The following is a 12,932-nucleotide window of genomic DNA, read 5'->3' as shown; positions in this document are numbered from 1 at the left end:
GCGTTAACCAGCGGCTCGCCAGCGGCGCCAGGGCAATCAGCACCACGCCAACCACTGCGCTTTGAACGGCCTGCTGCATGTTGATGTTGTAGGTCGAACCAGAAATCCAGCTCAGTAAGCCGCCCATACGCGGATCGCCGCTCGCCAACAGCACCATCAATAACGTCACGAATGCGCTATTGAGCGCCATTCCCGCCAGCAACATACGCTCTGGCGAGAAACCGCCGCGACTCGCCACCAGCATGATGACCAGCAGCGTGAGTGCTGCGCCAAGTGCGCCAGCCGGTAGCAGCCACGCCACCGCATCGCCCGGCACGAAGAACATCATCACCACCACACCACACGCCGCACCCGAGCTAATGCCCAGCACTTCCGGACTCGCCATCGGATTGCCGGTGAGGCGCTGAATCAGCGCTCCCGCCACGCCGAGCATCATGCCGACGACCAGCGCCGCCAGCACGCGCGGCGCGCGCCACGGCAGCAGCTGCTGTAGCATGTCGCCGCCCACCCACGCAAAGCCGTGTGCATCGCGCCCAAAGGTGATGCCAATCCAACTGAACACGCCAAGAATTACTAATCCGATCAGGCACCAGCGCAACACGTTCTGCCGCTCTGCCGGCACCTTATCGCCCTGATTGAGCGCCGGCGGGACTGAGCCCGTGCGCAAGCGCGGCAAAAGCCACAGCAGAATCGGCACACCGATCAATGCGGTCGCGGTCCCGGTGGACACTTCGCGCCAGTGGCCGGTGAGCCACAGCACGCATTGATCCGCCAGCCACAGCAGCAGCGCACCAATTAGCGGAGCAAGTAACATGCGGCTGATCAGCCGACGTCCACCGAGCAGCTTCGCCAGCAGCGGCGCAAACAGGCCGATAAAGCCGATGATGCCCGCGACATTGACCAGCTGCGCGCTGAGCAGAATGGCCAGCGCCAGCGCAGCAATCCGCGCCGCCGACAGCGCCAGTCCGAGATTTTTCGCTACGCCATCATCCAGCCCCATCAGCGTCAGCGGACGCAGCAGCGCCAGCGCCACCACAAATGCCAGCAGCAGGCGCGGCCACAGCTGCGCCACGTTGTGGCCATCCAGCTGGTTAAGCGCACCGGTGCTCCACAGGAACATGTTCTGCAGCTGATCGTGATTAAAGATGGCGAAAATCTGGTTAACCGAGCCGGCATACAAGCTCAGCACCAGACCAGCAAGAATCAACGTCACTGGCGAGAGACGTTTCCCCCAAGCGACCCCAAACACCAGCACGCCGACAATCACCGCGCCGCCCATCGCGGCAAACTGCTGCGTTAGCGCGCCACCCGGCAGTTGCCACAGCGTGGCCACGGTAATACCGAGTTGCGCCCCCGAAGAAACACCAAGCGTGGTCGGCTCGGCCAGCGGATTGCGCAGCACCTGTTGAAACAGCAACCCAGCTAAGCCGAGGCCTGCGCCGACCAGCAGCGCCAGCGCCAGGCGTGACAGCAAACTATGATGAAACACCACCTGCTGGATATTGTTGATATCCGGCGCAAACAACGCCTGCGACCACTGATCGATCGGCAACGCGTTACGCAGATTGATAAAGGTTAACGCCAGCGCCAGCAGGAACACGGCACTCAGCAGCGCGACGGGAAAAAGACGATTGCGCATCAGTGCGACTCCAGCGCGTGTTCCAGCACGCGCACAAATTTCAGTGCCGAGTAGGTCGCGCCGTAATACCACACCGCCGGCACGCGCTGGAAACATTGGGCGCGCACGAACGGCAGCGCCTGCCACAGTGCGGTTTTCATCACTTGCTGCATGTCGCGATCGTTATCGTGATCGAAGCAGATCACCTGCACATCACCGACCTCAGCCAACCGTTCCAGCCCGACGACCGCACTGCCCCAGAAGTTAGTTTCGCCCTGCCACGCATTGCGCAACCCAAGAATCTCCATCACTTCAAGGAACAGGCTGTTTTTACCGAAGGTGATGGCATGGCGGCTATCCATCAGCGACATCAGCAATAGCGGACGATCGGCCCAGGGTTTAAGCCGTTCACGTGCCGCCGCCAGCTGCTCGTCAACATCCTGCAGATGCTGCACGGCCTGCGCTTCACGTCCAATACGCGCGCCGAGCGCCTGCAGCGAATGGCGTGCGGTGCTAAGCGGTTTGCCGTCGCCGCTGTTGAGATCAAACCCCATGGTCGGTGCAATGCGCTGCAACTTATCCAGCGCCGGACCGTAACCATTGGAGTGCAGAATCAGCGCAGGTTCGAGCTGCGTCATCAGCTCCAGATTGGGTTCGGTGCGCAGACCGAGATCGATAACGCTGGACGGCAGCAACGGGTCGCCCACCCAAATGTTGTAGTTGTGCATATCGGCTACGCCAAGCGGCGTCACGCCGAGCGCCATCAGCAGCTCGACCGGCAACCACTCCAGCGCCAGAATGCGCTGCGCATCGGGTAGTGCGGCACGCAGTGGCAATGCCGACATCAGAGGAGAGAGCGCCAGCGCCGTCAACAGGCGGCGGCGGGAAATATCTAACATGGCGCGGCCTTAGTAAACGAAACTGACGGGAGCGCCGCCGAGCGGATGCGGCAAAATTCCCATTGGGATACCGTAAATATTACCCAGCACATCAGCCTGCATGATCACCTCGGGACCACCTTCGGCAATCACTTCGCCACCGCGCAGCGCCACCAGCCGATCGCAATAGCGCGCCGCCATGTTGAGATCGTGCAACACCGCAATCACCGTTAATCCGCGTTCGCGACTAAGACGCTGAATCAGCGCCAGCACATCAACCTGATGGGCGATATCCAGCGCTGAAGTCGGTTCATCCAGCAGCAGGCAGCGGCTGTTCTGCGCCACCAGCATCGCTAGCCAGGCACGCTGGCGCTCGCCGCCGGAAAGGCTATCCACCAGTCGACCGGCAAACGGTTTCAATCCCACCAGCGTAATCGCCTCTTCGACACGGTCGCGATCTTCCTGCCCATAACGGCCCAGCGCGCCGTGCCACGGATAACGACCAATCGCCACCAGTTCACGCACCGTCATCCCTTCCGCCGCGGGCAATTGCTGTGGCAAATACGCCACCTGACGCGCAAAATCTTTGCTGCCCCAGTTATCTACCGCATCCTCATTCAGCAATACGCGCCCTTCACTCGCCGCATGGTGACGACCGAGCATCTTCAGCAGCGTGGATTTACCAGAGCCGTTATGTCCGATCAGCGCCGTGACTTTGCCTGGCGCAAAAGTAAGAGACAGCGGATGAAGTAGCGTGCGGCCTGGCACACGAAAACTGACGTTATCCAGCCGGAAGGTGGTTTCTGCATGGTGCGGATGCTGCATGATAATCCCTGGTAAATGGGCGCTGTAAGGTCGCCTTAATGGCGACCAGAAACTCAGATGCGCATAAATGCGCACCCTACAAACGCGTTAGAAGCGGAAAGTCGCGGTTCCGACAATCTGCCGCTCAGCGCCCCAATAGCAGGCGTATTCGCGGTAGCAGCTGGCAACGTATTCACGATCGAACAGGTTATTCACATTCACGCCGATAGTTGATCCCGGCATGCCAAAGCGTGCGAGATCGTATTTCAGCGCGGCATCAACGGTGGTGTAACCGGCAACGTCGAAGTTTTGGTTAACATTGTCGCCGCTAGCGTACAACCCTTTACTTTCACCCACGTAACGCACGCCAGCACCAACCGTTACGCCAGACAGCGCGGTTTCATGGAAGGTGTAATCGCTCCACAGCGAGGCCATGTGTTTTGGTACCTGAACCGGCGTTTTACCCTTCAGCAGCGTGTCATGGGTGTACTCAGCATCCGTGTAGGAGTAAGCGGCAGTCAGGTTGATATTGGCATTAACTGCCGCTTTGGCTTCTAACTCCACGCCGCGTGAACGAATCTCGCCACCCTGCACGCTAAATTGCAGGCTGTCAGGATCGGCAGTAAGGTTTTTGGTCTTCGTTAGCTGGTAAACCGCACCTGTAATGACAATCGGACGATCTTTTGGCACATATTTCACACCAGCTTCATATTGTTTGGCACGTGAAGGATCAAACGTTTGGCCACTGGATGTAGTACCTGCCGTAGGAATAAATGATTCGCTGTAGCTGAAGTACGGGGCGATACCATTATCAAACACATAGTTCAAACCACCGCGCCAGGTGAAAGCCTGATCGTGATTTTTCTCTTCGGTATTGCCGTTACGATTTAGCGCTGAGGTCATCGCGTAGTCATAGCGACCGCCCAACGTTAGCACCCAACGATTCCATTCCATCTGGTCCTGCGAATAGAGGCCCGTCTGTTCCTGACGATTCAGATATTGGTATGGGAAAGGCGTGCCAATAACCGCATCATTGCCGTATTGCGGGTTAATGGCACTGATGGGTGCCGCGCTACCAAAGGCCGCATCGATATCATTGCGAGTACGCTGGTAATCCACTCCCATCAACAATGTATGGTCAACTGCGCCAGTCGCGAACTTAGCTTGTACCTGGTTATCCAGCGCAAACTGATTGAGCTTTTCATTGGAAACCGCTGAACCGCGGGTGATTTGCTGCGTAGCGGGAATAAAGCCATTGCCATAAATACTGCGATAATCCGTTCTCAAATCCGCATAGCGCAGATTCTGTCGCACCGTCCAGGTATCGTTGAAACTGTGCTCGAAGTTGTAGCCCACCATCTTGGTGTTGCGCGAGATCTTGTTGCTGTCTTCGCCTTCATCAAAATTGGTCGGTAACTTATAGCTGCTGCCGTCCGGGCGCGTAATGCCCACCACCGTGCCCTGACGCGGCAGCCAGCCGTAATAACCGGTTTCCGGTTCGTTCTGGAAATAGGTCAGCAGATCGAAACGCGTATTTTCATCCGGACGCCAGCTGAACGATGGCGCGATGGTGTAGCGCTTCTCTTTGTTCATCTCTTGCTGCGCATCGGCGCTGCGTGCCAGGCCGGTCAGGCGATAGCTGTATACGCCATCATCATCCAGCGAGCCGCCAAAATCGAAGCCGGTGGAGAACAGATTGTCAGTGCCCATTTGGAACTGTACTTCACGCAGCGTCTCCTGGGTTGGACGCTTACTCACCAGCGACACCACGCCGCCTGGATTGCTCTTGCCGTACAGTACCGAAACCGGGCCGCGCAACAGCTCGGCGCGTTCAAGGAAGTAGGGATCGATAGCGAACTCAGAGTAGTTATCACCCTGCAGTTTCAGGCCATCAAGATATTGGTTGGTATTGGTTTCACTGAAGCCGCGAATCGATAGCGCATCGATGACGTTGGAACTGCCACGGTTGCCGGTTAATACGCCGGGCGTGTAGTTGAACGCCCCTTTCACGCTGGTGACGTTTTTCATCGCCATCTCTTCCTGCGTGACTACAGAGATTGACTGCGGGTTTTTCTCAATTGGCGTATCAGTTTTGGTACCGGTGGCGCTGCGTTTGGCGGCGATTGTTGGCGACGGCCCCCACGCTTTTTCCTGCGCCACGCCGTTGCCGCCATCGGCGCTCACGACTACGGTATCTTCGGCCAGCGCCTGTGCGCTAAGGGTGCCCAGCGTTAAAGAGATTAGCCATGCCAGCGGACGACGGGATGAGCTCGGGTGTAAGAAACAAGGATTGGTGTTTCGCGTATTCATAAGTGAGATCTCTCGAAAAAAGTCGATGCAGGCGAATACAAACGAGAATGATTATTATGACGCACGGATTTTAGGCGAAATCCCGCCACGTTCGCAACGCTTAATGGCTGATGACGGGGTGTTTGCTACCCGATCGCGCCTATTTATGATCGCGAATAATAAAATCACTCTGAAGGGCTTGGGGAATAAGAAAACGGAAAGTGCGCTGCCGCTAAAAGGAAGCTTTTTTCATACTGAAAGCGCCGATAAACAGCAATAGTCAATATAATCAATAAATTATAAATTGGCCCAATATTTGCTTAATGCAGGGATTCATCGTTAAGCAGACAAAGTTATGCTCCCTATAAACTGGAATATTGTTGATCGCGTCATTTTCATCAATTTAAAAAAGCGCAAAGACCGATTAACTCGCCTCACCAGGCAACTCAAAAAACTGGGCGTGCCAAATGAAAAAATCGTACGACTCGACGCGATAAAGCATGAGAAAGGCTATATCGGCTGTACGCAATCGCATATCGCAGCGCTTGAGTTGGCGCGTGACAATGGCTGGGAGAGAGTACTTATTCTGGAGGATGACTTCGCCTTCAATGAAACTCAGGCAAATTACGATAATCTCAATCGCTACTTTACCGCTCTGCCCCAAATTAATTTTCAAGTGGCTTTTTTGGCAGCGAATTATCGCCGCGTGACGCCATTGAACAGCGTGGACTATATCGTACGTGCCAACTACGCATGGTGTGCGTGCGCCTATATTGTTAACCAGCACTATTACCCTACGTTAATCGGGAATTATCATGCAGCGCTGGATGCCCAATTACAGGGCGGCGCGCAGGCACAATATGCACTGGATGTGCAGTGGAATAGTCTCATGCAGCAGGATTTGTGGCTGGGCATTTTCCCTAATAGTGGCGCACAGCGCCCCGATAAAAGCGATATAGAAAATAAAATCGTCGACTATCGGGCGTTATTCAACAAACCTTTAAGTCACATCGTTGCACCCGCTAAATTTACGCCTTCAACCACTGGGCCAATTAAGGTCGATTTTTATTTCCAGTGGCCGCCGGGCTGGACGAACTTTGAATCAGTTATCGATGCGATGCAGGCCAATCCCGCTTTTGATTGTCGCATCGTAGTGGTGCCTTACCTGAATTGGAAAGCCAGCGACGTCAACGGTGATGTTCAGCGTGGCATTCTGCAAGCAAGAGGGCTCGATTACGTTGGATTTGAATCCTATCAGCTTGAAGTGCGCCAGCCTGACGTGGTGTTTCTGCAAAATCCTTACGATGAAGCGCGACCCGAAGCGTTCCGCAGTGACTATCTGCATGAGCGTGGGGTGAAAATCGCTTATATCCCTTATGCGCTCGACAGTGGTGTCAGCGAAGAGACGCAGCTCTATCAATTTAATTTACTTTGTCAGAATCTTGCGACGTGGATATTTTCCCGCTCGGAGCGACATAAGGCGGAATTCGGTATTCAGTGCAATGCGGGTAACGCTCACGTCTACGTCACCGGCCATCCCAAATTTGACCACTATCAGCGTCGCTTCCGTCTCACCAACAGCAGTTCGCCAGGTAAGATTAAAACCTTACTGTGGACGCCACATTTTGTACTCCCAGGTGAACGGAAAATGTATACCACCTTTAATCTCTACTGCGCGGCCTTTTTGCAACTGATTAAACGTGAGGATATTCATCTGATCATTCGACCGCATCCATTGTTCTGTCAGTGGATCGGGGGAGCCAGTACAACGGCGCGCCGCCTTTATCAGCAACTACGAGATGCAACCCAGCAGCGTGCCAATGTGGAGTGGGATAGCGGACATGATTATAAACTTTCTTATGCCCGCTCGGATGCGTTGCTCGCCGATGCGGGATCATTCTTGTTCGAGTATTTGCCGTCGAAAAAGCCGATTCTCTTCCTGACACATGAAACCTGTTACGGCCTGAATCGCACCGCTGATTTTATTTATGACGCTTACGACGTCGCCTGGCAGGAAGAGGATATTTTCACCTTTGTCGACAATATTGTTGCCGGGCGCGATCCAATGAAAGCCAGCCGTGAACGCGTTTTACGTGAAGAGCTGCAAATTGAAGAGAAAACAGCAGGTGAAAAGATTTCGGATATTATTTATGCATCATTGAGATCGCAAACCGCGCAATAAAAAAAAGGGCGCCGCAGCGCCCTCTGTTTTCTCAGCACACTATTTGCTGCCGAACATATCCTTGATCCAACCTGCAACGCCGTCAGAATCTTTCTGCTCATTCTGTGGCTGCTGCTGTTGTTGCTGCTGTTGCTGCTCTTGTTGTTGCTGCAACTGTTGCTGCTGTTGCTGAACCTGCTCTTGCTGCTGCTGGCACAGCGCATTCGGATCCAGCGACCACACCGGCAGCGAACGCCACGTGCTGCTCCCGGTACCGCAGATGAAGTTACCGGCAGAGTCGACGTTCATCTGCGTGATATCTTCCGGCGGCGTCAGCACCAGCGGCATCGGCGCCTGGTTGTCGAGATAGCGGCGATAGAGTTGCATCGCTCCGCTCGCGCCATACAGCTTCGAAGTCTGGTTGTTGTCGCGGCCAACCCAGGTAATCGCCACTTCTTTGCCGTCAACCCCAGCAAACCAGCTATCAATCAGGTCATTGGTGGTACCGGTTTTGCCCGCCAGATGGGCTTTAGGGTAGCGCGCCCCCAGCGCACGCGCGGTACCGTGATCCGCCACCTGCTGCATGCTGTAAAGCGTCAGATAAGCGGCCTGCGCCGGTTCAACGCGCTGCGCCTGCGGATAGCTCTGATACAGCACCGTGCCATCTTCAGCAATCACCGAACGCACCGCTGACAGCTGCGCACGGTTACCGCCGCTGGCAATCGACTGGAACGCCTGCGCCACTTCAATCGGCGTCAGGTTCAGGGCCCCCAGCAGCATGGAGGGCACCGGATGCAGCTGATCTTTCGGCACGCCCAGCTTGGTCCAGGTATCCACTACCGCATCCAGACCCAGCGTCATACCGAGGTTAACCGTTGGCACGTTCATCGAGTTGGTTAACGCATCAACCAGCATCACTTTACCGCTGAAGCGACGATCATCATTCATCGGTTTCCAGATGGTGCCGTTCGGCTGCTTCAGCGCAATCGGTTCATCAGCGATCCAGCTGTTAAGGCGATAGCTGTTCGGCTGGCTGAGCGCCGTCAGGTAAGTTGCCGGTTTCGCCAGCGAGCCGATTGAACGACGCGCCTGCAGCGCACGGTTATAACCGGCAAACTGCGGATCTGCCCCGCCGACCATGGCGCGCACTTCACCGCTGAAGCGGTCAACCACCACCATCGCAGTTTCCAGATCTTTCAGGCCCCGCTGTTTTTTCAGCGTTGGAATACCTTCAACCACCGCTTTCTCGGCGGCATCCTGCGAAATCGCATCCAGGGTGGTGAAAATCTTCACGCCAGAGAGATCTTTCATTTTGTCGCCGAGCTTAGCCTGCAGCTCATTACGCACCATCTGCATAAATGCCGGCTGTGGCGTGATCACGCCGCCTTTCGGCTGCACGCCAAGCGGACGCGCCGACAGCATGTCATACAGTTCCTGATCGATAACGTTCTGCTGCTGCAGCAGACGCAGCACCAGATTACGTCGTTCCAGCGCCAGTTTCGGGTTACGCCACGGGTTATACAGCGACGCGCCTTTCACCATGCCGACCAGCATCGCCTGCTGATCGAGGCTCAGCTCATCCACCGGACGACCAAAGTAGTACAAACTCGCCAGCGGGAAACCACGGATCTGATCGTTACCGGTTTGGCCGAGGTACACCTCGTTGAGGTAGAGCTCAAGAATGCGATCTTTGCTGTAGCGCGCATCCATGATCACCGCCATGTAGGCTTCACGCGCTTTACGCCACAGCGAACGTTCGTTGGTGAGGAACAGGTTTTTCACCAGTTGCTGCGTCAATGTACTGCCGCCCTGCACCGCTTTACCGGCGGTGATGTTGGCGAGGAACGCACGACCAATCGAGTACGGGCTAATGCCGTCGTGCTCATAGAAGTGGCGATCTTCGGTGGCGATCAGCGTGCTGACCAGCAGATCCGGGAAACCGGCGCGTGGCACAAACAGGCGTTGTTCACCGTTCGGCGACTGCAACATGGTGATCAGACGCGGATCGAGGCGGAAGAAGCCAAAATCGCGGCCGGTATCGAGGTTTTTAATCTCGCTCAGCTCATTGTTGCTAAACGTCAGGCGCGCGTTAATCTGCCCTTCTTTACTGTCCGGGAAATCAAACGGACGGCGCAGCAGATCAATGGTGTTGCCTTTAACGCTAAACTCGCCGGGACGGGTGATGCGCGACACTTCGCGATACTGCGTGCCTTCCAGCAGCGCAATCATCTCTTTTTTGTCGTACGACATGCCCGGTTCCAGGCTGACCATACGGCCATACACGGTCGCCGGCAGTTGCCACACTTTACCGTCAATGCGGCTGCGGATTTCCGAGTCGAGATAGACGCCCCAGGCGGCCATCACTACGACAAAGACCAGGAAGAGCTTAATCAACCAGCCTAACCAACGACGCTTGCTGCGTGGCGGTCGTTTTCCTTTACCTTTACCTTTTGGTGGCACCGGTCCACTCTCCTCATCTTCTTCGTCAAAATCGTCCTGATCGATATCATCATCAAGTTCCCTGCGGCGACCCCGACGCGCAGTGCTGCGCGGCGGCTTTGGCGCTTTTCCTTTGCGCCCAATAGGTTCGCGATCGTTCCCAGACATGCTTTTATTCTCCAGGCATTGCTACGGCAGCGGCCTTTAGTCTATAACTGCTTTCTCGTGCTGCGCATGGCAGAACCCTCTGAATTCGATCCACAGCGTTTCACGATGAAAATTTCTTGGTCCGCCTTGTGGGTAAGGCGTTGGCCGGATCGTCCGGCCACGGATGCTTTGGATAGCGCCCTTTCATCTCTTTCTGCACCTCAGGATAGGCACCGCGCCAGAACGCCGCGAGGTCGCGCGTTATCTGCAGCGGACGGTGCGCAGGCGAAAGCAGTTCCAATACCAGCGGTACGCGGCCCTCTGCCACCGCCGGATTTTGTGCTTCGCCAAACATCTCCTGAATCCGCACCGCCAGCGCGGGAGGCTTCTCGGCATCGTAGCGAATGGGCAGGCGGCTTCCGGTCGGCACAGTGTAATGAGTTGGCAGCACACTATCCAGCCGCTGACGTTGTGACCATGTCAGCAAATGTAATAATGCGCTGACAAGATTGATGCTCTGCAATCCTTTCAGGTCGCGCACCGCGCTCATCTCCGGCAGCAGCCAGCTCTCCAGTGACTCCAGCAAGCTGTCATCATCCAGCTGCGGCCACGCCTCTTGCGGCAGCCACTGCGCCGCACACTGCACCCGCAAGCGTAGCTGTTCAGCGTCCGCTTTCCAGCCCAACACCGACAATCCTTTTTCGCGGATCCAGCGCAGCATCGCCGGATGCAAAATTTCAGCGTCCGGACGCGCCTGCGGTTGGGCTTTTAGCACCAGCGCACCGATAAGTTCGCGTTTCCAGGCGCGCAAGGTGCCTTTCTCTTCATCCCACTCCACGTCGGTGCGCTGCTCAACCAATGTCGGGCACTGCTGGCGCAGCGCATCAATCTCCACCGGCAGCGCCAGCAGCATGCGCGCGTCGGCGCTGCTGGCCCCCTGCAGCAGCGTGGGCGCAATCAGCCACTCGTAGCGGCTCAAACCGTCCTGCTCATTGAGCATCGCGCCAATACCGTTCGCCAGCTGATAACGTGCGCTGTCACCGCGTCGCTGCGCCAGACGGTCGGCAAACCCGGCGGCCAGCAGTTGCGGAAACAGATCGGGATTAATCCTGCCGCCGCTGGCGTTGAGGCGTTTTTGCCACTGACGCGCGCGGCGCTGCCAGTGCGATTGCGGATGATTGAGCGCATCACGCAAATCAACGCTGCCGCTGCGCGGCGGATCTTCCAGAATCGCCACCAGCAGCGCGGCGCTGGCGATGGCATCATTGTTTTGCCCAGCGGCGACCAGAATGGCGCTGAGACGCGGATCGCTGCCCAATGCAGCCATTTTGCGGCCACGCGCGTTGAGCTGGTGATTCTCCAGCGCGCCCAGCTGTGTTAAGCGCGCGCATGCTGCGCGCAAATTACGCGGCGGCGGTGCGTCGAGCCAGCTCAGCTGCGCCGCCTCCCGGCAACCCCACTGCAGTAAGTCGATCTGCAGCGAAGCCAGATCGCTGTTGAGGATCTCAGGTTCGCTCTGCGCCGCAGCCCGCAGCGCCTGCTCCTGCGGCAGCAGATGCAGACAGATGCCAGGCTCAAGACGTCCGGCACGCCCGGCTCGTTGCGTCATTGAGGCCTGGCTAATGCGCTGCGTTTGCAGCCGCGTTACGCCACTGCGTACATCAAACTGCGCCGAGCGTTCCAGCGCGCTGTCGACCACCAGACGAATGCCTTCGATGGTCAAACTGGTTTCCGCGATATTGGTCGCCAGCACCACTTTGCGACGACCTGCCGGAGAGGGCAAAATCGCGCGGCGTTGCGCATCCAGCGAAAGCGCACCATATAAAGGAGAGAGATCAACCTCTTCGCCGACCCGCGCCTCCAGCTCGCGCTTCACGCGCTCAATTTCTGCCACGCCAGGTAAGAACAGCAGCAGCGAACCCGGCTCTTCGCGCAGCAGCTGCGCGACTTCGCGCGCCACCGCTTCTTCAAAGCGTTGCTGACTATTGAGCGAGGCATAGCGCCGCGTAACCGGGAAGCTGCGGCCTTCAGACACCACAAAGGGCGCGTCAGGCAGCAGCTGACGCAAACGCTGATTGTCGAGTGTCGCCGACATCAGCAGGATTTTCAGATCGTCGCGCAGTCCTTGCTGCACATCGAGCAGCAGCGCCAGCGCAAGATCGGCCTGCAAGCTGCGTTCGTGGAATTCATCCAGAATCACCAGCGAGACACCCTCCAGCATCGGATCGCGCTGCAGCATGCGCGTCAGGATGCCCTCAGTCACCACTTCCAGACGCGTGTTAGCACCGCAGCAGTTCTCCCCGCGCATGCGATAACCCACCGTTGCGCCTGGCTGTTCGCCGAGCAGCTCCGCCAGCCGTTGCGCCACGTTGCGTGCAGCCAGGCGGCGCGGCTCCAGCATGATGATGCGGCCGGGCAGTTTGGCATGTTGCAGCAGCTGTAGCGGCAGCCAGGTGGATTTACCTGCGCCGGTCGGCGCCGCCAGCAACACCTGCGGCGACTGCGCCAGCGCGGCCAGCAGTTCAGGCAACACCTCGCTTACCGGTAACTCACTCAAACTCATCTCCCAAAATGCCTGTGCTAAGATGGCGCGCAT

8 protein-coding genes are annotated in these 12,932 nt (G+C 56.9%); 2 read left to right on the top strand and 6 right to left on the bottom strand.

Annotated elements, in window-relative coordinates:
• The 4 genes from PMI17_RS09620 to fhuA all read right to left on the bottom strand — a co-directional run.
• Positions 1-1,639 (bottom strand): iron ABC transporter permease (locus PMI17_RS09620; RefSeq protein ID WP_007888801.1); only part of this gene is annotated, 1,639 nt, incomplete at its 3' end.
• On the bottom strand, positions 1,639-2,517 hold the full coding sequence (fhuD, locus tag PMI17_RS09615; protein ID WP_007888800.1) for a Fe(3+)-hydroxamate ABC transporter substrate-binding protein FhuD: 879 nt from the start codon (positions 2,515-2,517) through the stop codon (positions 1,639-1,641). The genes PMI17_RS09620 and fhuD, both read right to left, overlap by 1 nt.
• A gap of 9 nt (positions 2,518-2,526) precedes the next feature.
• Positions 2,527-3,321, bottom strand: a complete 795-nt coding sequence (fhuC, locus tag PMI17_RS09610) for a Fe3+-hydroxamate ABC transporter ATP-binding protein FhuC (protein WP_007888799.1) — start codon at positions 3,319-3,321, stop codon at positions 2,527-2,529.
• An 87-nt stretch (positions 3,322-3,408) separates the two neighbouring features.
• Positions 3,409-5,610, bottom strand: coding sequence for a ferrichrome porin FhuA (gene fhuA, locus PMI17_RS09605; protein WP_007888793.1), 2,202 nt, complete (start codon positions 5,608-5,610; stop codon positions 3,409-3,411).
• Between the two features lie 25 nt (positions 5,611-5,635).
• Between fhuA and PMI17_RS09600 the strand changes: the two genes are divergently transcribed.
• On the top strand, positions 5,636-5,869 hold the full coding sequence (locus PMI17_RS09600; protein WP_036620767.1) for a hypothetical protein: 234 nt from the start codon (positions 5,636-5,638) through the stop codon (positions 5,867-5,869).
• A gap of 180 nt (positions 5,870-6,049) precedes the next feature.
• Complete coding sequence (locus PMI17_RS09595; RefSeq protein ID WP_238541536.1) at positions 6,050-7,771, top strand: CDP-glycerol glycerophosphotransferase family protein; 1,722 nt, start codon at positions 6,050-6,052, stop codon at positions 7,769-7,771.
• 39 nt (positions 7,772-7,810) lie between these two features.
• Here PMI17_RS09595 and mrcB read toward each other — a convergent pair whose 3' ends face one another.
• Positions 7,811-10,357: a bifunctional glycosyl transferase/transpeptidase gene (gene mrcB / locus PMI17_RS09590; RefSeq protein WP_007888789.1), complete on the bottom strand. Its 2,547-nt coding sequence runs from the start codon at positions 10,355-10,357 to the stop codon at positions 7,811-7,813.
• A gap of 100 nt (positions 10,358-10,457) precedes the next feature.
• Positions 10,458-12,932, bottom strand: coding sequence for an ATP-dependent helicase HrpB (hrpB, locus tag PMI17_RS09585; protein WP_007888788.1), 2,475 nt, complete (start codon positions 12,930-12,932; stop codon positions 10,458-10,460).

Source organism: Pantoea sp. GM01 (genome assembly GCF_000282675.1).
Taxonomy (GTDB): domain Bacteria; phylum Pseudomonadota; class Gammaproteobacteria; order Enterobacterales; family Enterobacteriaceae; genus Pantoea; species Pantoea nemavictus.
The sequence above is the reverse complement of the archived record's forward strand: the minus strand, read 5'-3'. Positions and strand labels throughout refer to the sequence as shown.

Bases quoted from the DNA above. Each gene is read 5' to 3' on its own strand.
- fhuD (WP_007888800.1), bottom strand. From the start codon at position 2,517: ATGTTAGATATTTCCCGCCGCCGCCTGTTGACGGCGCTGGCGCTCTCT.
- fhuC (WP_007888799.1), bottom strand. From the start codon at position 3,321: ATGCAGCATCCGCACCATGCAGAAACCACCTTCCGGCTGGATAACGTC.
- fhuA (WP_007888793.1), bottom strand. From the start codon at position 5,610: ATGAATACGCGAAACACCAATCCTTGTTTCTTACACCCGAGCTCATCC.
- PMI17_RS09600 (WP_036620767.1), top strand. From the start codon at position 5,636: ATGCAGGCGAATACAAACGAGAATGATTATTATGACGCACGGATTTTA.
- mrcB (WP_007888789.1), bottom strand. From the start codon at position 10,357: ATGTCTGGGAACGATCGCGAACCTATTGGGCGCAAAGGAAAAGCGCCA.
- hrpB (WP_007888788.1), bottom strand. From the start codon at position 12,932: ATGCGCGCCATCTTAGCACAGGCATTTTGGGAGATGAGTTTGAGTGAG.